Annotated in this window: 19 protein-coding genes; 4 read left to right on the forward strand and 15 right to left on the reverse strand. The window is 35.8% G+C overall.

The window, feature by feature from the left end:
* Nucleotide 1: 1 nt before the first annotated feature.
* The 15 genes from ACNQGH_RS02650 to ACNQGH_RS02720 all read right to left on the reverse strand — a co-directional run bounded on the left by ACNQGH_RS02650 (nucleotide 2) and on the right by ACNQGH_RS02720 (nucleotide 15,386).
* Nucleotides 2–1,507, reverse strand: a complete 1,506-nt coding sequence (locus ACNQGH_RS02650) for a family 43 glycosylhydrolase (protein ID WP_417954433.1) — start codon at nucleotides 1,505–1,507, stop codon at nucleotides 2–4.
* Between the two features lie 602 nt (nucleotides 1,508–2,109).
* A complete protein-coding gene (locus ACNQGH_RS02655; protein WP_417954434.1) occupies nucleotides 2,110–3,594 on the reverse strand; it encodes an MFS transporter in 1,485 nt (494 codons plus the stop codon).
* Between the two features lie 151 nt (nucleotides 3,595–3,745).
* Nucleotides 3,746–4,405: a response regulator gene (locus ACNQGH_RS02660; protein WP_417954435.1), complete on the reverse strand. Its 660-nt coding sequence runs from the start codon at nucleotides 4,403–4,405 to the stop codon at nucleotides 3,746–3,748.
* Between the two features lie 527 nt (nucleotides 4,406–4,932).
* Complete coding sequence (locus ACNQGH_RS02665; protein WP_417954436.1) at nucleotides 4,933–5,325, reverse strand: hypothetical protein; 393 nt, start codon at nucleotides 5,323–5,325, stop codon at nucleotides 4,933–4,935.
* A gap of 392 nt (nucleotides 5,326–5,717) precedes the next feature.
* Complete coding sequence (locus ACNQGH_RS02670) at nucleotides 5,718–7,526, reverse strand: sensor histidine kinase (protein ID WP_417954437.1); 1,809 nt, start codon at nucleotides 7,524–7,526, stop codon at nucleotides 5,718–5,720.
* A 12-nt stretch (nucleotides 7,527–7,538) separates the two neighbouring features.
* Nucleotides 7,539–8,126 (reverse strand): DUF4202 domain-containing protein, encoded by a 588-nt coding sequence (locus ACNQGH_RS02675; RefSeq protein WP_417954438.1) that lies wholly within the window; start codon nucleotides 8,124–8,126, stop codon nucleotides 7,539–7,541.
* 29 nt (nucleotides 8,127–8,155) lie between these two features.
* On the reverse strand, nucleotides 8,156–8,533 hold the full coding sequence (gene nirD / locus ACNQGH_RS02680) for a nitrite reductase small subunit NirD (protein WP_417954439.1): 378 nt from the start codon (nucleotides 8,531–8,533) through the stop codon (nucleotides 8,156–8,158).
* 121 nt (nucleotides 8,534–8,654) lie between these two features.
* On the reverse strand, nucleotides 8,655–11,162 hold the full coding sequence (gene nirB, locus ACNQGH_RS02685) for a nitrite reductase large subunit NirB (RefSeq protein ID WP_417954440.1): 2,508 nt from the start codon (nucleotides 11,160–11,162) through the stop codon (nucleotides 8,655–8,657).
* Between the two features lie 317 nt (nucleotides 11,163–11,479).
* Entirely contained in the window at nucleotides 11,480–12,526 is a 1,047-nt protein-coding gene (gene arsB, locus ACNQGH_RS02690; RefSeq protein ID WP_417954441.1) for an ACR3 family arsenite efflux transporter, read from the reverse strand.
* On the reverse strand, nucleotides 12,526–13,161 hold the full coding sequence (locus tag ACNQGH_RS02695; RefSeq protein ID WP_417954442.1) for an arsenate-mycothiol transferase ArsC: 636 nt from the start codon (nucleotides 13,159–13,161) through the stop codon (nucleotides 12,526–12,528). The genes arsB and ACNQGH_RS02695 overlap by 1 nt, the downstream gene beginning before the upstream one ends.
* A 17-nt stretch (nucleotides 13,162–13,178) precedes the next feature.
* Nucleotides 13,179–13,649: a DUF6428 family protein gene (locus tag ACNQGH_RS02700; RefSeq protein ID WP_417954443.1), complete on the reverse strand. Its 471-nt coding sequence runs from the start codon at nucleotides 13,647–13,649 to the stop codon at nucleotides 13,179–13,181.
* Between the two features lie 18 nt (nucleotides 13,650–13,667).
* Nucleotides 13,668–14,000, reverse strand: a complete 333-nt coding sequence (locus ACNQGH_RS02705; protein ID WP_417954444.1) for an ArsR/SmtB family transcription factor — start codon at nucleotides 13,998–14,000, stop codon at nucleotides 13,668–13,670.
* Between the two features lie 259 nt (nucleotides 14,001–14,259).
* A complete protein-coding gene (locus tag ACNQGH_RS02710) occupies nucleotides 14,260–14,643 on the reverse strand; it encodes a hypothetical protein (protein ID WP_417954445.1) in 384 nt (127 codons plus the stop codon).
* A gap of 103 nt (nucleotides 14,644–14,746) precedes the next feature.
* Nucleotides 14,747–15,007 (reverse strand): heavy-metal-associated domain-containing protein, encoded by a 261-nt coding sequence (locus ACNQGH_RS02715; protein WP_417954446.1) that lies wholly within the window; start codon nucleotides 15,005–15,007, stop codon nucleotides 14,747–14,749.
* A 241-nt stretch (nucleotides 15,008–15,248) separates the two neighbouring features.
* Entirely contained in the window at nucleotides 15,249–15,386 is a 138-nt protein-coding gene (locus ACNQGH_RS02720; protein WP_417954447.1) for a hypothetical protein, read from the reverse strand.
* A gap of 10 nt (nucleotides 15,387–15,396) precedes the next feature.
* Between ACNQGH_RS02720 and ACNQGH_RS02725 the strand changes: the two genes are divergently transcribed.
* The 4 genes from ACNQGH_RS02725 to ACNQGH_RS02740 all read left to right on the forward strand — a co-directional run bounded on the left by ACNQGH_RS02725 (nucleotide 15,397) and on the right by ACNQGH_RS02740 (nucleotide 20,420).
* A complete protein-coding gene (locus tag ACNQGH_RS02725; protein ID WP_417954448.1) occupies nucleotides 15,397–16,227 on the forward strand; it encodes a helix-turn-helix domain-containing protein in 831 nt (276 codons plus the stop codon).
* A gap of 172 nt (nucleotides 16,228–16,399) precedes the next feature.
* Entirely contained in the window at nucleotides 16,400–17,743 is a 1,344-nt protein-coding gene (locus tag ACNQGH_RS02730) for a TolC family protein (protein WP_417954449.1), read from the forward strand.
* Between the two features lie 36 nt (nucleotides 17,744–17,779).
* The gene (locus tag ACNQGH_RS02735; protein WP_417954450.1) at nucleotides 17,780–18,832 is read left to right on the forward strand and encodes an HlyD family secretion protein; all 1,053 of its coding nucleotides are present in this window, start codon (nucleotides 17,780–17,782) and stop codon (nucleotides 18,830–18,832) included.
* 4 nt (nucleotides 18,833–18,836) lie between these two features.
* Nucleotides 18,837–20,420, forward strand: coding sequence for an efflux MFS transporter permease (locus ACNQGH_RS02740; RefSeq protein WP_417954451.1), 1,584 nt, complete (start codon nucleotides 18,837–18,839; stop codon nucleotides 20,418–20,420).
* Nucleotides 20,421–20,514 lie beyond the last annotated feature (94 nt).

The following is a 20,514-nucleotide window of genomic DNA, read 5'->3' on the forward strand; positions in this document are numbered from 1 at the left end:
CTTATTTTTTTGGACTGTAAATAAAATTTTTAAAGGTTACCTGTCCTTCTCCAACTGCAGAAAGCCCCAAACGAAGACTCATAAAGCCACTCAAGACATTATGATTAAAGGAGGAAACTTCTGCTGAATTTTCAATTTTATGCCACTCCTTTGCATTGGTACTGTAAAACATATCGAGGAGCTGTTCTTTTTTTTCTAAACGAAGAAAGATATGGTTCTTGTTGATGCCTTTCTTGGTCGGGAACTGCCATGACCTAAGTATTGCCATTACATTTTCTTTATCTACAGCTATGCCAGTATAGAGTTTGTTATCATAGAAAAGTATTAGTCCTGCTGTAGCGTTGCCCTGAATTTCAACTTCAACTTCAGCAGTATAAGAATGATCAGAGGGTGTACAGAGAAGCGGTGCACTTTCCCCGATGCTTTTTCCTTTGGCTTTGATTTGAATTCCACCTTTAGTTAATTTGAACCTCTGGGGATCATAATCGTTAAAGAACTGCCATTGCGGGCTGAGTGCTGTACCGGAAAAGGTATCTGTAAGAATGAAGATGCTTGGTGTAGGCTTGCCTGATGGTTTTTTAATGGGTCCCTGTGTTTTTATACCTTCAGGGGTTTTATACCATCCATCCTTAGCCCATTCTACTGACTGTAGCAATGTTTGGCGTCCCATATTATAATAACCGTTTTCATATCCATGAAAAACCATCCACCATTTTCCTTTGGCATCATCAATTAGACTTGCATGACCTTTAGACCACCATTTTTCCGAACTGTCTTTTGTTTTGAGAATTGGATTGTAAGGAGAATTTTCCCATGGTCCCAGAGGTGATTTGGATCTTGCTGATATTACCATGTGACTTGTTGCCGGCCCAGCGGTGCCTCCTTCGGCAACAGTAAGATAGTAGTACTCCCCATGTTTTACAATTTTTGGACCTTCCATGCAAAAACACTCTATTGACCACAGGGCGGGTACCGGCCATCCGTCATAAACATGTTTTGCTTCTCCGACAACCGAAAGACCATCTTTAGATAGTGGTACATAACTTCCGTTACTAAAATAAAGGAAACGGTTTCCATCCTGATCCGCGATGTGGCCTGGATCTATATTGCCAATTTTTAGATCTATTGGATCATTCCAAGGACCATTTATCGAATCAGCCCATATGACATAATTAGTGTCGTTTGCAGGGAAATAGATATAAAATCGGTTGTTATACTTCACCAAGTCAGGAGCCCATACTGATCCTACATTTTTTTTAAGGGCGTGTGTCACGGGAGTCCAGTTGATTAAATCTTTGGAGGTCCAGATCAGTAGTCCCGGGAAATAGTTGAATGAGGAATGCACAATGTAGTAATCTTCACCATCTCTAATTATCGATGGATCGGGATAATCTCCTGAAAATATCGGATTTTGATATGTGGTGTTATTGTTTGGAGTAGGCTGCTGTTGCTGTGCAATGGTCCCCAGTGATAGAAAAAGTAAGGATAAGGAGAGAATTTTTTTCATAGTTTTAATCAAGGCTATTTTTAATTTAAACAGTTGTAATTTGAACCTTATGGTCAAATGTACTAAAAGTTATTTAAAGAAAAGAAGTTCCTGAATAATTAGGGTTTTTTCATAGTAATCCCGGGCCACAATAGAATAAAAGTTGTACAGACAGGGAGCACTGATTAGGAGGCGTAAGGGAGTAAATTAAATGATTGTCACAACACTATTTGTTTAGGATTTTTTTGGGTTAACCAATGGGAATCAATTGAGGTCACAAGTAATTAGCCTGGGTTAGTTAGAAGACTTGTGTAAACAAAAAACCATACCATCAATGATACAGGGTTTCACACTAGCAAAATCACGAATAGGAAGAACTGCACTTCGCTTCAGCCTTGAAAAAAATAACCGCAGATTCACAGTTTCAAAAACTGTAAATTTGCGGTTTAATTTTCTTTAACTTCTACACAAGACGTAAAACCGTAATAGGAAGTGTTACGTCTGTGCATGAAGTAAAAACTTTCTAGAGGAATTGAAAGTTTTGCTATTCTTTTTTAAATGAAGTTGACTTGTGTAGTATTAACAATTTTCTTAACGCAAATACCCCATTCAAAAAAGTATAATTATTTATTTTTATGTTCTATTTCTCTGGACAATGTAGGTTGTTTTTCGTTCATGATTTTCGTTACCGTAATGTGCATCCAAACCAGACAGATTGCCGAGAATAACAGGATAAATATCCAAGAGCTTGACCAAATTCCGGTTGCAGTCAATAGGTAACTGAAAATAATTGGTCCGAAGAAACCACCAAGACCACCGATCATACCTACCATTCCGCCTACAACACCAACTTCTGTTGGGAAATATTCAGGAATGTGTTTGTAAACGGCTGCTTTCCCGATTCCCCAGGAAATACCAATTAAAATTACTAAAACTAAGTACACCCACATATTCGCATCAAAATGGATTGCGGTAATTCCTTTAGCAACTAATTCCTTTTTCTTTACGTCTTGGTTTTGCGTCACAACCACTTGTTGCCAAGAATTACGAGTTGGGAAAATAGAGCTTTCTGCCGGTTTGTCAAATCTTTTAGCGATAGGGAAATCTTTATCTCCAATTTTTACATTGGTGTCAGAAACGGCTGTAATAGTTCCTTTTTTTGTAGCCATTACACCAGGACCTGTGGTGGTGATATCCATTTTAGGAATCATCAATAAAGCACTTAAGACTACAGAAGATCCTAATACCCAGTACATCACTTTTCGAGCTCCGAATTTATCGGATAAATAGCCGCCAAAAGCACGAATCACTCCAGAAGGTAAGCTGAACATGGTAGCAAATAATCCGCCCATGACAAGGCTGGTTTGATACACATTCATAAAATTGGGCAACAACCATTGGGAATAGGCAACGAAACATCCAAAAACTAAGAAATAATAGGCTCCAAATCTCCAAACGCGTACACTTTTTAATGATTGAAGCATTTGAGAAACTGTTTTTGTCTGGTTTTCTATTTTTTTGTTTTTGGCAAAAACTAAGAAAACAACACCAATAACTACCAGGGCAGCGCCATATATTACCGGTAATAATTTCCAGCCATTTTGAGGATCTTCAATTGAAAAATGATTCAATAGAGAAGGCGCAAGAAATGTTGTTATTGCAGCTCCTGCATTTCCCATTCCAAAAATCCCCAAAGCCCTGCCTTGCCATTCTTTTGGATACCAAATAGAGGTATATCCAATACCAACGGCAAAACTTGTTCCTACCATACCAAACAAAAAGCTTAGCAAAGCAAACATGAAAAAACTATCAGCTAAAGGAAGCAGAAACAAAGGAATAGAGCAGAGTAGCAGCAATATTGAGAATACGTATTTTCCACCAAATTTATCAGTCAGAATACCAATTGGTAAACGCATAATAGAACCTGTTAGAATTGGAATTCCAAGAAGCCATCCTACCTGGACAACGCTCCATTTAAAAATTCCATTGTCTACTAAGAATGTAACCAAAACACCATTTAAAGTCCAACAAGCAAAACATACAGTAAATGCAAGTGTATTTAAAACCAAAATTTTATGTGATTGGGATAAAGAGTTTGAATTTTTCATAATACTTATATTTTTTTACAAATGTAAGTACAAGAACTTAGTAAAAACCTGCGTTTTCGCAGTTTATGTAAAATAATTAAGTATTTATACTTAATTTATATTGTTATACGTAGTTTTTAAGGGATTGCAAAGACGCTTTAGCAAAAAAAAATTACAATAAAGAATATTCAGTAGCTTTATTAGACAGTTCCATAAGATTTTTTACTTTCAATTTTTTCATCAAATTAAAACGGTGAACCTCCGCAGTACGTTTACTGATATCTAAAGCTTCGGCAATTTCTTTATTGCCTTTTCCGGATAATAAAAGTTTAAGAATTTCCTTTTCTCTTTTGGTGATTAGCAGTTCTTCGTCAACTATTTGTTTTGTTTCCATTACATTAGACGGATTACTAAGCTGACTAATTAATATAGAAGAGATATCTCCGCTAAAATATTTTCCGCCATTAGCAACGGTATGAAGTGCCTTAAGAAATTCTTCTTTGCTGGAACCTTTTAGTAAATAACCATCGGCTCCGGCTTTGATTGATTTTAATACGTACTCTTCTGATTCATGCATAGAAAGCATAACAATTTTTACCATATTGTTTTGACTTCTTAGTTTTTCAACTACTTCAATACCGGTTAAATTAGGCATACGAATATCTAAAATCAGTAAATCAGGTTTAGCTGTTTCTACCATTTTTAGTGCTTCTAAACCGTCCGTAGCTTCGCCTACAACTTCTATGTTGACTTCGTTTTCCAATAATGATTTGATACCATCTCTTACAAACACATGATCATCTGCCAGAACAACTCGAATAGTATTATTCATAACTTACTTAATTTTGAAACTTGATTATTACGTATATTAACCTAAAAATAAAGGCTAAGATACGTATTCTAATGAAATTATTTTATTTGGATTGAAAAAAGAGTGAATTTTGTAAATTTACGAGATTCTTGTTTGGTTTAATAATTTGCTCAACTGCTCAGATAAAAATAATATTCTTTTTGCGGGAGTTAAAAACAGCTCTTTTTACGAGTTGACTATTGATATCAGGTTTTATCCCTGAAGACATAAATTATCGGATATATATGGTATTTCAATTGTCTAAAAAAAATGCCCTATATAAAATACGGGGCTAATTTTTTAAAAGACCTTTCAGATTAAAAACCCTGCCTTAACGGCCTATCAGATTTTTTATCCTGTCTTAATAGTACAAATTTATAATTGTTACCATTAATTATCATTACTTATCAGTAAATTTTAACAAATAAAGACTCTATTTACAAATATTCTAAATTATTTGCGTTTTTTATTTTCTTTTGATGGCTATTTATCTTTATTTAAATAGTCTTCTACAGCCTTTCGAATTCGCACAGCTGGTTTGAAGTTTTTTTTATATTTTTAAACAAACTAGTTTTGTTATGATGTAATTGAACAACACATTGACCATCACGGATAAAAAAGTCTCTTGTATTCGTTGCGGTCCAAATTGTTATTTCATAAGTATTTACATCAACAAAATGATAGTCGATCGCGACATTTAAAATATCATCAACAACGTCCATTCTATTTTGGAGGACAATTCTAACCGATTTGTTTTGTATAAACGGAGGAAAATTTATAATTGTTTCCATATGTGCATAATTAACCACATGATTAAAAGTATCATTTATAAGATTTTTTACATCTTCGATATCAATTCCTTCTCTCATGCCATTTTCATCTCCGATATGCAGCCTAATCATGTAGTGCTGATCTGTCCAAACATCAGATTAAATCCGAGTGTAGAGTCATATAAACGCTTTGCATTTTTAGAGCATTTGTTAGTTGAGTATGTTTCTACATCAACTATTTGATTTCCCCTGTCTATGGTAATCCTCGGTCTTTTTCCTTCTCTCATTTTAATTTTATCGGAAAACAATATTAAATAAAAAACTGAGACGAATTTCCTAACTAATCAATTTTTTATTCATATTAATATCCGAAATATTGAAAATTGACCTATGTAATCCATTGGCCGCTTAAAATATCGCTAAAAATGGGAACAATCTTCGATTGATTCATTTTAGCCGGGTTTTATTTAATATGAGTTTTATTTAAAATGCTTGTTAGATTGAATTTTGTAAATTTCCGAAGATTATATAGGAATATTGAATGTAATTCGGGTTCCTTCACCTGGAATCGAGTTAATAAAAACCCGGCCATTAATATATTGGATTCTTTCTTTCATGAAAAGCAGTCCCATTCCGGACTCGCTGTTTCTCTTTTTCTCGGCTGTAGTGATATCAAATCCTTTTCCGTTGTCGTCTATCGTAATACTTAAAATAGAATTGCTATGCGACAATTGTACAATAATATGTGTGGAATCAGCATATTTTAAAGCATTGTTGATGGCTTCCTGGGTCAGTCGATAGATGTTGATTTCAATTAAGGAATCCAGTCGTTTATCAAAATTGGTCTTATTATAAAAAAGAATATTCTTTCCTGTCAGTTTTGATAATTCCAGAGTCAGTTTCGCAATAGAGGAAACGATACCATGGTCGCTTAATTCCGGAGGCATTAAGTTGAATGTGGCGGTACGAACTCCTTTTATAATGTCAAGCGATAATTTTTTTAGGTATTCTATTTTTTGGGCTGCTTTTTCTTTATCATCCAGATTGATACTTTCCAGACTAAATTTTAAGCCGGTAAGCATTTGCCCGATTCCGTCGTGAATTTCTCTGGCGATCCTATTTTGTTCGTTTTCCTGATTTTCTACAATTTTACTCGAAATAATCTTTTGCTGATTAATTTTATCGGTTACATTTTCAGTATTCAGTCGTTCGACTTCCTGTTCCGCTTTCTTACGCTCGGTAATATCAAAACAGATAATCAATAATTCGGATTCCTCTTTTTTTATGGTTACGGGAACCATGGATAAGTCGAGCCAGATCGATTCTCCGTTTCGATTGGTGATATTGAGTTCACCCTGCCAGCCACTACGTTGTTTTTCGGTAATAATACGGTCAATTACGACTTGTTCTTTTTCTAAGGGGGTCAAAACCTGAGAAAAGGTCTTTTCAGAAATGAAAGGGTTGTACTGAAGTAGTTTTGAGAATTTTTCGCCAATGTGGATCACGGTACCATCAGGGGCAACGCGGCAATAGAGCAGCGTGTTCTCCATGGCGTAATTGAGTGATTTCAGTTCTTTAACAGAATTTTCTTTTATTTCACTAATTATTTCAGTGTTGTAAGCGAGTTTTAGTGCTTTTTTTTCGGAAGATAAAAGTTTAGAAATAAGTTTTTCTACTTTTTGATTTGTCGGTTTAAAAATGAACAGAAATTCCAGTAATAAAACCAATAGCGTAAAGGCTAAAATCGCATATTCTGTTTTACTTTGCAGTCTCACTTTTTCCAGAGCCTCTTTGTCGTATTCATCAACAATTTGGTTCATTTTAGAAAGGAAAACCACTTGGTTTTCGAGAATGGCCTGTACTAATTTTTGATTTTCGGGTTCTTTGGTATTTCGTTTCTTATTTTCTAAAAAAAGGGATGTAGCGTCAACAATACTGTCAAAATTAGGTTTGATTACCTTAAATAATACAGAAAGGGTAGTGCTTTTTTCTTTTGGAAAACCCAGGCTGTCATTTCCTTTTTCTAAATTAAAATGAGTAGTTTTCCAAAGCGAAAGCGTTTGGTTAATGTTTGTGATTTCCTCATTTTTTTTGGCAGTATCCGTTACGAAATTCAAAATGAGAACCTCTTTGGTCAACTTCTGGCTCAGCATTCTTTGTTTTCCCGAAATGTTTATTATTCGGGAATCACTCAGCTGACTGTTGAGATTGTATTGTATCAGCAACTGGCTTAACAATACTGTAATGGCAATAGTTAATAAGGCGAAAAGATACAATCGCCTTAAGTTTTTAAATGAAATAGTATCGATGGATCCTTTGGCGCTTTTTGTCATAACGAAATCGAATTACAGTTCGAGAGCCTCTTTGATCAATTCAAGATTCTCAACACTGTAGTTGATTTTTAAGGCTTCCTGACGTCCTTTTTCAGACATTTTAAGCCAAGTTTTCAGAATGATATTTTTCATTTTCTCCCTGTCGTGTTTGTGAACGAAAGGGTCTAGATAATACTCCAGGAACACTAAACAGATTACGTCTTCTAAAAGTTGCGTTTCTTCGTCTTTCTTAAGTAATTTTTTTTCTATCAGAAATGAAACTCTGGCGATAAATTCATCGCTGTAACCCGCTTTTTCTAAAATAACAGCGGTTGTTTTGGCGTGAAATTTTTTCAAATCTTCGCGCCATTTTAGATAACCCACACGATCCATAGGGTAGGAGTCCCGGGCTATTTTCCATCGGCAGATGTGTTGTGCTTTAGCAGCAATCTGAACTGTTTCTGAAGCATTTGGATGGAAATCCATCAGTCTTTCATACATTCGATTCGAATATAATAATTCCTTTGGATAGGTTATAAATTGGTATGTTTCGTGGTTTGGATCTTGAGCATTCTCTGCATCAATCCATTTACTTGCGTTCTGGAATGGTGTTGTTGTCATTTGAAATGTTTAAAATCAAAGATACATAATTAATCCAAAAAGCCAACGAATACTTCATCTTCTACAATTTTTACAGGATAGGTTGCGATTTTTAAATCATCACCATTCAGATTTGATCCATCTACAAGAGAAAATGTTTTCTTGTGCATCGGACAGGCTATTTTAGGGATTTCATCAGCAGAACCGATCATTCCTCTTGAAAGCACCATTTCCATTTTATGAGGACATAAGTTTTGGCAGGCGTACCATTCGTTTCTTCGATCAAATTTTATAATGGCTATCTGTTTGTTTTTGTATTTGATACAACCACCACCATTACTAGGAAAATCAGATGTTTTTCCTGCCTTGAACCATATTTTTACTTCGTTTTGAGAAACGGTTTGGTATTGATTTAGAATATTTTCCATTTGAATAATCTTTTAATTTTTTCGCTCCTAATCCCGCTCTAAGGAGCGGAATCAACAGCTGAAAAATAGTTATTTAGTTGTGTATAGTATAGTAGTTGTTTTTATTTTGAAAAACGGCTGATTACCACGATTTAGGCATTTTTTGATCTCTTAATGGTACAAAAACGATGTTGTCATCCGCTTCATCAGAATTGGTGAAATGACTAAAACGTTTCATCATTTCAGGATCTTCAATAGCTTGTTTCCATTCACATTCAAAAGTATCCACCAAACCTTGCATTTCTACTTCTAATGCTTCTACAATTCCCAAACTGTCCTCTATTACCACTTCTTTTAAGTAGTCTAATCCACCTTCCAGTTTTTCTAACCAAGTAGAAGTACGTACTAATGGACCTGCGGTACGGATGTAAAACATTAAGAAACGGTCTAAGTATTGGATACAGGTAGCTCTGTCAATTTGCTCCGCCAATAATACAGCGTGCTTAGGATTTGCCCCACCATTACCACAGATGTATAAGTTCCAACCGCCTTCAACCGCGATTAATCCAAAATCTTTTCCTCTTGCTTCAGCACATTCTCTGATACAGGCAGAAACACCACCTTTTATTTTATGAGGCGAACGAAGTCCTTTGTATCTGTTTTCTAATTCGATGGCAAAACCGGCACTTTCGTCCATTCCGTAGCGACACCAGGCATTACCAACACAACTTTTTACAGTACGTAATGATTTTCCGTAAGCGTGACCGCTCTCAAAACCGTTGTCGATCAGAATTTTCCAAATTTTAGGTAAATCATTTAATTGTGCTCCGAATAAATCAATTCGTTGCCCTCCGGTAATTTTGGTATAAAGATTATATTGTTTGGCAACTTCACCTATCACTATAAGTTTGTCGGCAGTAATTTCTCCACCAGCGATTCTTGGCACCACTGAGTACGTTCCATTACGTTGAATATTGGCCAGGAATCTATCATTTGAATCCTGTGCTGTGACGTGTCTGTTGGCAGTGTCATTATAAATACTAGAGAATATTGAAGATAAAATAGGTTTACAAACCTCACATCCATCTCCTTTTCCTACAACACCCAGCACTTCGTCATGGCTAGTGAATTTGTTGATTTTTACGATATCGTATAATTCTTGTCTGTTGTATGCAAAATGTTCGCAAATCACATCTTTTACTTCCTTTCCTAATGATTTTTGAGTTGCTTTCACAAGGTCAACTACCATCGGTTTGCATCCGCCACAACCTGTTGTCGCTTTGGTGTGTTTTACCACATCTGATAAAGTCGTGCAGGTTTCATCAATGATAGAGCAGCAAATAGCGCCCTTGGTAACATTTTCACAAGAGCAGATTACGGCAGTATCCGGTAAATCCATTGCACTTCCAAAGGATGATGCTTCACCGCCTCTGGAACCAAGAATCAAATCTTCCGGGTTTTTAGGTAATGGCATCGCATTGCTGTAAATTTGGAACAATGCATTATAATCGCTTGAATCACCTACTAAAATTCCGCCCAATAAGGTTTTGGAATCTTTGGTAACGTTGATTCTTTTATAAATTCCACTTAATTTGTTTTCGTAAACAATGGCGGTCACATCCTCATTTTCTATAAAAGGATCACCAAAACTCGCAACTTCAACACCAATTAATTTTAATTGTGTAGACATATCGATGGTATCCCTCATCGTTTTTGCCCCTTTCAGGATTTGCTCAGCGGCCACATCGGCCATCTCGTATCCAGGAGCTACAAGACCATAAATCATATGATTGTAAAGTGCTACTTCTCCTATCGCATAGATATAAGGATCTGAAGATTGCATTTGGTTGTTTACTACAATTCCTCCTCGCACGCCTACTTCAAGTCCGGAAACTCTTCCTAGTTCGTCACGTGGTTTGATCCCTGCAGAAATTACCAGCATGTCTACTTTTAAGAGTTTTTCCCCTTCAAACATCATTCCTGTTATCGTATCCTCACCAGCAATATATTGTGTTGATTTGTTCAGGTGAATGCTAATATTGAGTTCCTCAATTTTTGATTGCAACATATCACTCGCCCCTTTGTCAAGCTGTCTTGGCATCAATCTTGGAGCAAATTCCACAACATGAGGATTTAAACCTAAATCATATACTGCCTTAGCGGCTTCAAGTCCTAACAATCCGCCACCAAGGACGGCAGCTTCTGTAGCACCATTTTGTTTTATTTTCTTGGCGTAAGCCATAATCGCATCCAGATCCTCAATAGTTCTGTATACAAAAACCCCTTCTTTGTCAACTCCTTCAATTGGAGGAACAAAAGCCGCAGATCCTGTAGCTAAAACTAAGTAGTCGTAAGTATGCGTTTTTTCTAAATGCGTATGTATCGTTTTTTGTTCTCTGTTAATATCAGTAATTAATTCAGAGGTGTTTAGAGTAATATTGTTTTCTTCATACCAATTTGATGTTGATAATGATAAGTCATCAGCGCTTTTACCCGCAAAGTATTCACTCAAGTGAACTCTATCATAGGCGCGTCTTGGTTCCTCTCCAAATACGGTGATTTGATATTCTTCCTGTCCTGATTTTGCGATGAATTTTTCACAAAATTTGTAACCTACCATGCCGTTTCCGACTACTATTACTTTAATCATAATCTCATTAATTAAGTATTATTACGCAAATATAAGTATTAATACTTAATTTAGGTACTTAATTTTGTGTTTTTGAAATTAATTGGTAATTCTTCAAAAAAGAGTATTTTAAATAGGATATTTATAATTTAAGGCCTGTTTTGCTGAAATAAATATTTAGTATTTGAGGATTTAAAACAGTAGTGGATAAAAAAAAGCTCCCAAAACGGTGTTTGGGAGCTTTGTATTACTTTAAAATGGGTACTTATTTTTTACAGGTTTTTGCATCGAATGCAAAAAGACTACTTATTTATTTAATAAATTAAAAAAAATTGAAGCTACTGAGACGGGTAGTACCTTTTTCTTAACCAAAAAGCAATATTTACCAAAATTATCAAAGCAGGAACTTCTACTAAGGGTCCAATAACACCGGCAAATGCCTGTCCGCTATTGATACCGAAAACTCCGATTGAAACTGCAATGGCCAATTCGAAATTATTTCCGGATGCTGTGAATGAAAGCGCAACAGCATCTCTATAATTGGCTCCGATCTTTTTTGAAACAAAAAACATCAGGAAAAACATAATGGTGAAGAAAATGACAAGCGGAATGGCAATTCTGATCACATCCAGTGGCAAATCAACAATCATTTCGCCTTTTAGGCTGAACATGACGACGATGGTAAAAAGTAAAGCAATCAACGTGATGGGAGAAACAAAAGGAATAAACTTTTGATTAAACCATTTTTCTCCAATGAATTTCTTAATGGTGTAGCGGCTAATTACGGCTAATGCAAATGGAATTCCTAAATAAATTCCAACTGTTGTGGCAATTTGGGCTACCGTAATATTTAATGCCAGCCCTTTTATTCCGAATAAGGGCAGCATGATTTCCAAATAGAAATAAGCGTACAAACCAAAAAACAAGACCTGAAGCAAGCTATTGATCCCGACTAAACCAGCCGTTAATTCTCTGTTTCCCTCGGCTAATTCATTCCAAACAATGACCATTGCAATGCAAGGCGCAATTCCAATTATGATTAAGCCCGTCATGTATTGCGGATCGTCTTTCAAAAAGAATGTTGCCAGTAAAAACATTAAAAACGGACCGAAAATCCAGGTGATCAAAAAAGAAGCGGTCAGTAATTTTGGTTTTTCAAACATTAAAGGAATTTTTGAAAAATCAATTTTAGTCAATGGCGGGTACATCATTACTATTAATCCGATTGCCAGCGGGACATTTGTCGTTCCACTGGAAAAGGAATTGATGAAATCACTGCTTGATGGAATAAAGTATCCAATGGAAACACCCAATGCCATTGCCAGAAATATCCAAAGTGTAAGATAGCTGTCGAGAAAGTGTAATCTTTTTTTATGTAGTGCCATTAACAGGATTTTATTTGGGAGAATACATAGCACATTTCGATTGCAATTTGCAAACTGCGTTCCTGATATTTTTCTGCTTGTTGTGGCGTATTATCAAACGCTTTCGGATCTTCAAAAGTAACTGGAATGCGTTTTTCGGCTCCGGCAATAAAAGGACATCCGCTATCGGCTTGTGAGCAGGTCAATACCGCTGCAAATTCACTTTGAGGATTAAAATCATCATCATAGGTTTTAGAAAAGCCGATAACAGGATGCTCGTTTTTAGCATATTTTATGGCATAAATTGGATTGTTTCCCGCTGCAATGGTTTTAATTTTAAATCCCGATTGCACTAATGTTTTGGCAGCCATGGGAAATAAAGCTGTTGCTTCTGTGCCTCCGGAATAACAAAATACATTTTTGATAGCATAGTGCGCGGCCGCTGTTTGTGCCCAAACCTGAGAAAGATGGCTTCTTCTGGAATTGTGAGTGCAAATCAGGTTCAGCCTAATTTCCTGCTGATTCGTTGCTTTTGCCTGGATAAAATCAATAAGGGGTTGCAAAATAATTTTGCGTTCTGCCGATATAGTGTCAAAATCAAAAGCGCGAATTGTTTTTTCGATTTCCGGAAATAGGAGGGTTTTGGTTAAAGTCATTTTATAGTATTAAAAAATTAGCAACAGCTTCCGCCAGGAGTACAACAGCTCGATTGCGTTGGGATTTCGGATAATTTCATTTTCTGTTTTTCTGCAGGAATTCCACATTGGTCCTGAGCCAAACAAGCTGTTTGCTTGTTTAAAAGAGTGAATTCTTTTCCGTTGAAACCAATGTCATATTTTCCAATAGTTTCAGCTTGATATTCTACTTCAATTTCGTGGTCTTCGATTCCCAGCACTTTTTCTGAAAGGGAGATGATATCCTGAAGTTTTTGCGGTTTTAGACGGTGTTCGAAGTCATTGGCATCCCACAACTGGAAATTTACCACAGTCTCTTTTCTTAGTTTTCCACCGCAATCAATAAAATTTTTGGTGATTAAACCCACTTCGGTTACGTGAAAATGTTCAGGAACATAAGTTCCGTTTGGCAATACAAAAGCAACGTTGTCTACGGTGCCTAACTGCTTTTTAATTTCTGATAGTTTCATTTTTTTATAATTTAAAAATTAACAACATTGATTTTTCCTGTTTTCTAAATAAGCGTTTATGTGCTGGAAAAAGCCTTTTATTTTATTGAATCCCTCCTCGTTCAGGCAATAACAAATTGCATTTCCTTCAAAATTGCCCTTTATAAGTCCGGCATTTTTTAGCTCCTTCAAGTGTTGAGAAACGGTAGGTTGTGCCAAAGGTAGTTCGTTTACGATATCACCGCACACGCAACTGTTTACTTTTATGAGATGTTCTATTATGGCAATTCGGGCTGGATGGCCTATGGCTTTGGCTAAGGTAGCCAATTCGTTTTGCTCGTCTGTGAAATGTTCTGATTTAGTAATTCCCATCGTTATATATTTATATTGCAATATTACGATATAGATAGGTAATAAACAAATTTGGAATACTATTTTTTATTTAAATTTTTATTGCCGGCCTGGTATGCTATAGGCAATAGTATGTCTGGCATTTTGAAGTTAACGCCTGTAAAAAGGAAAATGGTTTCCAAATAAAATTTAAAAGATATTCAATTCCTAAACCTCCAAAGGGATAGTTGTTACTTTTTTTTCCGAAAAAGATACATCGAGTTTTTATAAATTATTCAATTCACATCCATTTCGATAGAAAATCAATCAAATCTTCTCTCAGATCTTTAAATAATTTCTCAAAAATTGCGATACTTTCCCGGTGCTTTTTATGATCTGAAAATTTTTCTTTATCAATACCATTAGGATTGTCAAGCGCTGCTGCTTCAAGATACAATTCGTGACTTTTAATATCATGAGTTAAGATATCAATCTGTTCCTTTTGTATAATCAGCTGATTATTAAAATGATCCGCCAGGGAGCGTACTTCTTTAGAAGTGTTTTTTTTTGCCACTTCCAAAATTCGGCTATCCATGATTTTAAGTTCATCTTTATAAAAGGAAAGTTTGTTTAACCACGTTTTGTGTTCTTCGTGTAATTGATAAATTGTTTTTTTAGTTTCCATTTTTCGTCTTTTTTAAATAATTTGAGATTAATTGAGTCGGAGCTGTTTTTATTTCAGTGGCAATTGCAAAAGCTAAAGAATTGGGGAAATTTATTCCAAAATATTAAAGCTCGAATATGTCTTTTGGGATGGCGTGAAAGCCTACTGATTTTACTTTGTCTTCAATAGCACTGATCAATACCATTTTGGAGGTGTGAACGGTGAATTCCCGGGGAAAGATTTCTGCATTCAACAATACATCTTTTATTCCGTCTAACTCCAATACGCTGGCTTTAATTTCCATTAAATCGGCTTCTTTCATGGCATTTGTTCCAAAAATCTGACCGTGATTTCCCGGTATTACATTGTCTTTTAATGCGCTCATGTTTTTATTTTTTAAAATTAGGGATCCGGTTTGGATGTATTCAAATAAATAATTAAGTTGTTTAAAGTTAATCATTTATGTTGTATTAAATGAAAAAAAACTGCAGATTTTAAGATGTGAAAATGGATTGTTTAAACAAAAATGTACCTAAACAGAAAGCGATCCCAAGAGAAGCCTGAATCCTTCTCCAGGAGGTAAAACGGTTTTACTGTCGCCAGTTTTTGTAAATCCATTGGTTCTGTCATTCTTTATCTTTGAAAAATAAAACGGCTTGCTGTGCAGAAATAACTTTGTCTTTGTAACTTTGAAATGTATTGTATTGCAATTTTAGTGGAATTAGAATTGGATAGATATCGTAATAAGTTATAAAATTATTCATTTCAGTCGCAATGGGTTTATCTGAAACTGCAGAAGAGAAATATTATATAAAAGAGGTTGATACGGATAAAAAAAGTATTTATTGTCATCATGATTTAATGGGCGAATTATTTATTCCAAACCATAAGCATGAAAAAGCCCAAATGCTCTATTCCGAAGGAGGGATTGTTTATGTTACCACGGAAACCAAAACTTATTTTCTTCCTGCTCGTCACTTTATTTGGATTCCGGGTGGAACAGAACATAGTATTCATCCCAATTCGGAAAATGTTATGATGCGGAACCTTTATTTTCCAATAGATTCGAATGACCTTTCCTTTTATGGAAAAGAAGGGATTTATCCCATTAATGATTTATTGCTTCAAATGTTGCTTTTCACAAACCGATGGAATGGAAACCTGAAAAAAGGAAGTAATAATTTTAGTATTGCTCATGCGATAAAAGCTATTTTACCAGAAATCTGTCCGACCAATTTACCGTTATCGTTGCCGTTACCAAAGGATATCAGGCTCCACAAGATTAGTGACTTTTTAGATAAAAACTTAGATGAAACTATTTTATTCTCTGATTTGGCAGTTCGGTTTGGTTTTAGCGAGCGCTCTTTGTATCGTTTGTTCCAAAAAGATTTCGGCATGTCGTTTATTCAATATTTTACTATTCGAAGAATTTTAAAAGCAATTGAATTGTTACTTGAAAAAAAACTGTCAGTAAACGAAGTGGCCCATGCCGTTGGCTATAATAGTGTGCCTACTTTTAGTAATACCTTTTTCAGGATTTTAGGACAACGCCCTTCCGATTACTTAAAAGGAGTTGAAATATTAAAAAAAACAAACCCTTTATAAAACCAATTATCTAAAAAGTACTCACACGTTGAAGCTGATTCTTTTGATTGCGTATTGTTTGTCCGAAATGAATAGTTATTTGACTTTAGTTGATTTTAGGACATAGATTAAATTGAGGAACTTTGGACCCTATTCCTTTATCAATATTATGTTTCTTAAAAAATGGGTTCTTTTGGGCCAGTCGAAAATTAATTTTTCAAAAAATGCGGGCTTACTATTTCTTTTCTTTCAAGGGATAACGGCACTACAAGCACAACAAGCTACTGCTCTTTCTTTAAATGATGCTTTAAAAATCGCTAAAGAAAATAATAAGACGATTCAGAAATCTCATATTGAACAGCGTATTTCAGAAAAAGAGATTACCGAGACAAAAAATCTTCGTTTACCAGAAGTTAATTTTAATGCCATGTATTCCCGATTATCAGATCTGACGGAATATGAAGGTGGTTTTTTTTCCGACAAACATACCTATACTCCGGAACCCGGAACTTTCCTGTATGATGCAGTTGCAAAATTTGATATGCCGCTTTATACAGGCAATAAAATCAATAATGCGATTAAAAAGTCAAAGGAGGAAAATGAAATTGCCAAAATCAAAGTAGAGCAGACGCAGAAGGACATTCAATTACAGGTTACTGCTACTTTTTTGGGTATTTATAAAATGATGGAACTCCAGAAAATCATTGATGAAAGCATTAAAGAAGAACAGGAAAGAGTAAAGGAGGTTACCGCTTTTAAAACCTTTGGAGCGGTTACTAAAAACGAAGTACTCCGTTCTGAACTGCAATTATCGGATAGAGAACTCCATTCGCTGACCAATAAAAAAAATATCAGGATTGCGCTTCAGGAGTTAAAAACAGTATTGCAGTTGCCCGAAGAATCAGAAATTGCAATAGATACAACAGGCTTACTCGATATAGCCCCATTGAAAGATTATGATTTCTATTTTAAAGAAGCCCTTCAAAACGAAGAAATGCGCATAACAAATAGGGAAGTAGACGTAAAAAAAACAGAGTTAAAGATGGTGAAAGGGAATTATTATCCCAGGGTCAGTTTCTTTGGGAATTACAATCTAAAATATCCCGACTACATGCTGTTTACGTTGAATCGTCCCTATCTCTATACTATAGGACAGATAGGAGTGGAGGCTACTTATAATTTGTCTGGTCTTTATAAGAATAAAGCCAAAGTTCAGGTTGCCCGTTTAAAAGTGGAATTGCAAAAAAATGAATCTGAGATTGTGAAAAATGAAATGGTGGATAAGGTGTTTAGAAAGCATACCCAATATCAGGAAATACTCGACAAGTTAACCGTTACGGATAAAGCATTAGATTTAGCTACTGAAAATTACCGTATTGTAAAAGTAAAATACCTTAATCAGCTGGTGTTGATTACTGAAATGGTCGACGCAGATAATGCTTTACTTCAGGCAAAATTCAACAAAGTTTCGACCAGAATAGACATGGTTATGAAACATTATGAATTGCTTCATACGGCAGGATTACTCAACGAATAAGAATTTCAATTTAATATAATTTAGTTTCAGGTTTATATGGTAAAAATACATTATTCGTCAAGGGCTCATCGATCATTTCATTTACTAATTACCGTGATTGCCGGTATTCTGGTTCTCAGCGGAATTGTTTTAGGGATTTGGTTTTATATTTTTAATAAAAATCACGAAGAAACTAATGACGCTCAGGTGGAGCAATATGTAACACCAATTATGGCCCGAATAACGGGTTATGTTGCCGAAGTGCGCTATAATGAAAATCAGTTTGTTCACAAAGGAGATACTTTGATTGTAATTGACAATAGAGAATACCAGGCGCATTTAGACATGGCATTGGCAGATGTTGAAAATGCAAAAAGTAATAGCATTACCATTGAAAAAAGTGTAGTAGCAACGTCCAATACAACTTCAGTCAGGAAAGCTCAGTTAGAAGCTGCAAAGACAGAAGTGTGGAAAACGAAACTGGAATTCAATCGGTACAAAGGATTAATAAGCCAGGAAGCGGCTACTGAACAGCAGCTTGAGAAAGTAAAGGCGGATTACGAATTGGCACAGGCACGCTATCAGGAAATAGCAAAAACAATTCAATCGGCGGCATTAAACACAGCAGAAGCTTCGGCTAAAATCCCAACAGCGCAGACGGTAATTCAGTCTAAGCAAGCCATAGCAGATAACGCCGCTTTGTTTCTTTCCTATGCTGTAATTACAGCCCCCTATGATGGCTGGGTTGGTAAAAAAATGATGCAACCGGGACAAATGATAAAAGAAGGGCAGACCCTAGTTTCTATCGTCAGTAAGGAAAAATGGGTTACGGCCAATTTTAAGGAAACGCAGGTGCAATATTTATCCATTGGCCAAGAAATTGAGCTGAAAGCAGATGCGATAAACGGGAGGGAATTTTTGGGAAGTATCGAATCTTTATCGCCAGCCAGTGGTGCACGTTTTTCACTATTGCCTCCTGATAATGCTACGGGTAACTTTATAAAAATTGAACAAAGAATTCCGGTTCGAATAAAATTAAAAGAAAGTGACGCACAAACGGACTTTCTCAGAGCAGGTATGAATGTTACCGTAATAGCCGAACACAAATAATAAGATGTTAGCACTAAGTGTTTTTAAATCCTGGGTTCCCAATTGGGCTATTATAGCTATCATCTTTTTCTGTATGCTTCACTCCATGGTTTTATTGGGAGTATATACTTCTAATGTGACCTATGCAGCGAGTTTTTTAGATGTGGAAGTCGAAGATTTGCAGTTTTCCATGTGTGTTACCTATGGGACTTTTTTGTCCACAATTCTCATTGAAAGCAGGTTGTTTAAATTTTTTCCAACTAAGAAGTACTTCCTTGTTATTTACAGTCTGGCAGCTCTAACATTTGTATTAACGGCGTACACAACGTCTTTTTCTTTGTTTATTATGCTAAGGATGGCCGAAGGAATTCTGATGGCATTGCCCGTATTACCTTTACGGCAATTTTTAATCGCAAGATTTAAGTCTAAAAATACCCTGATTATTGCTTTTACGATTAATTATGGAGCTCTGATGCTGGCTGCTCCTTTTATAATGAATATTGCGGTCTGGCTGCTTGAAAATTACGATTGGAAATATATGGCCTATGGTTCGGCATTCTTCCAAATTGTCTGTGTGGCCCTGGTTATGATTACCTTTAATAATAATCGTTTTCATAAAAAAATCCCGCTGTATCAGATCGATTGGGCAAGTTTTATTCTGGTGCTTACCGCTATTTTGTGCGGCAGTTATTTTGTGGTTTATGGTGAAAAAAAATATTGGTTTGAGTCCCCTCAAATTGTTGTGGCACTTATTAGTGCCTTGATAACCGGAGGTTTTTTTATCGCCAGGCAAATGCTGGTCAAAAGACCTACTTTTGATATGAGGGTATTTCGGTATGCGAATCTGCGAACTGGATTATTATTGTCGGTGGTTTTTTACATTGCCAGATCGACGTTGAATATCTGTCATAGTACGATGGCTGTCGTTTGGAATTGGGAACCTTCAAGAGTGGCGCAGGTGCAATATCTGAATTTAACGGGGAATGTAATCGGGATGATTTTGACAGGGGTGTTTTTGGTCAAATCAGTTGCTTCTCGCTCTATTTTTATAATTGGGTTTTCACTTTTTGCCCTATTTCATTTTTGGTTTACTTTTCTTTTTGTGCCAGATGCTTCTTTATTGGATATTGCGATTCCTTATATGTTGCAGGGCGTGGCGGTTGGAATACTATTTGTTCCGTTAGTTTTGTTCACAGTAGCTGCCGTTCCGACCCATTATGCTCCGTTTGCGGGAGTAGTTGGCGTTGCAGGCCGATTCTGGGGAAGTATAATGGGTTTTGCGATGATTCAAAATGCAGGGTTGTTTTTACAAAGTACTCATTTTACGAAATTCAGACAATTTGTTCTTCCGGAAAGTCCAGAGACCCAAATGCGTGTCGAGCAAATCACCCGAAGTTTTGTGGCTAACGGATATACCTTGGATGATTCCAATAAATTAGCGATGAAACAAATTATCGGTTCTGTTTCAAAACAATCGGTTTTATTGTCCAATATGGAAATCTTTACCGCTGTTGGTTACCTCATGCTGATTGTTGTTATTTTTCTATTGCTTAATCAGCACTTAAGACAAACATTTGACCTCTTCAAAAATAGAATTTGGGGGAATTGAAAAGAGTACTATAAGGCAACCTGGGGATACTGTTCGAATTTCTGATTTACATCCCTTAAAAAACAAGTTTGGGATTTAGAATTAGCTGTCTGCT

The sequence above is a fragment of the Flavobacterium kochi genome (assembly GCF_048286715.1).
Classification (GTDB): Bacteria; Bacteroidota; Bacteroidia; order Flavobacteriales; family Flavobacteriaceae; genus Flavobacterium.

Excerpts from the sequence above, each read along its gene's own strand:
- ACNQGH_RS02650 (WP_417954433.1), bottom strand. The coding sequence starts at position 1,507 with ATGAAAAAAATTCTCTCCTTATCCTTACTTTTTCTATCACTGGGGACC.
- ACNQGH_RS02655 (WP_417954434.1), bottom strand. The coding sequence starts at position 3,594 with ATGAAAAATTCAAACTCTTTATCCCAATCACATAAAATTTTGGTTTTA.
- ACNQGH_RS02660 (WP_417954435.1), bottom strand. The coding sequence starts at position 4,405 with ATGAATAATACTATTCGAGTTGTTCTGGCAGATGATCATGTGTTTGTA.
- ACNQGH_RS02665 (WP_417954436.1), bottom strand. The coding sequence starts at position 5,325 with ATGATTAGGCTGCATATCGGAGATGAAAATGGCATGAGAGAAGGAATT.
- ACNQGH_RS02670 (WP_417954437.1), bottom strand. The coding sequence starts at position 7,526 with ATGACAAAAAGCGCCAAAGGATCCATCGATACTATTTCATTTAAAAAC.
- ACNQGH_RS02675 (WP_417954438.1), bottom strand. The coding sequence starts at position 8,126 with ATGACAACAACACCATTCCAGAACGCAAGTAAATGGATTGATGCAGAG.
- nirD (WP_417954439.1), bottom strand. The coding sequence starts at position 8,533 with ATGGAAAATATTCTAAATCAATACCAAACCGTTTCTCAAAACGAAGTA.
- nirB (WP_417954440.1), bottom strand. The coding sequence starts at position 11,162 with ATGATTAAAGTAATAGTAGTCGGAAACGGCATGGTAGGTTACAAATTT.
- arsB (WP_417954441.1), bottom strand. The coding sequence starts at position 12,526 with ATGGCACTACATAAAAAAAGATTACACTTTCTCGACAGCTATCTTACA.
- ACNQGH_RS02695 (WP_417954442.1), bottom strand. The coding sequence starts at position 13,161 with ATGACTTTAACCAAAACCCTCCTATTTCCGGAAATCGAAAAAACAATT.
- ACNQGH_RS02700 (WP_417954443.1), bottom strand. The coding sequence starts at position 13,649 with ATGAAACTATCAGAAATTAAAAAGCAGTTAGGCACCGTAGACAACGTT.
- ACNQGH_RS02705 (WP_417954444.1), bottom strand. The coding sequence starts at position 14,000 with ATGGGAATTACTAAATCAGAACATTTCACAGACGAGCAAAACGAATTG.
- ACNQGH_RS02710 (WP_417954445.1), bottom strand. The coding sequence starts at position 14,643 with ATGGAAACTAAAAAAACAATTTATCAATTACACGAAGAACACAAAACG.
- ACNQGH_RS02715 (WP_417954446.1), bottom strand. The coding sequence starts at position 15,007 with ATGAGCGCATTAAAAGACAATGTAATACCGGGAAATCACGGTCAGATT.
- ACNQGH_RS02720 (WP_417954447.1), bottom strand. The coding sequence starts at position 15,386 with ATGAATAATTTTATAACTTATTACGATATCTATCCAATTCTAATTCCA.
- ACNQGH_RS02725 (WP_417954448.1), top strand. The coding sequence starts at position 15,397 with ATGGGTTTATCTGAAACTGCAGAAGAGAAATATTATATAAAAGAGGTT.
- ACNQGH_RS02735 (WP_417954450.1), top strand. The coding sequence starts at position 17,780 with ATGGTAAAAATACATTATTCGTCAAGGGCTCATCGATCATTTCATTTA.
- ACNQGH_RS02740 (WP_417954451.1), top strand. The coding sequence starts at position 18,837 with ATGTTAGCACTAAGTGTTTTTAAATCCTGGGTTCCCAATTGGGCTATT.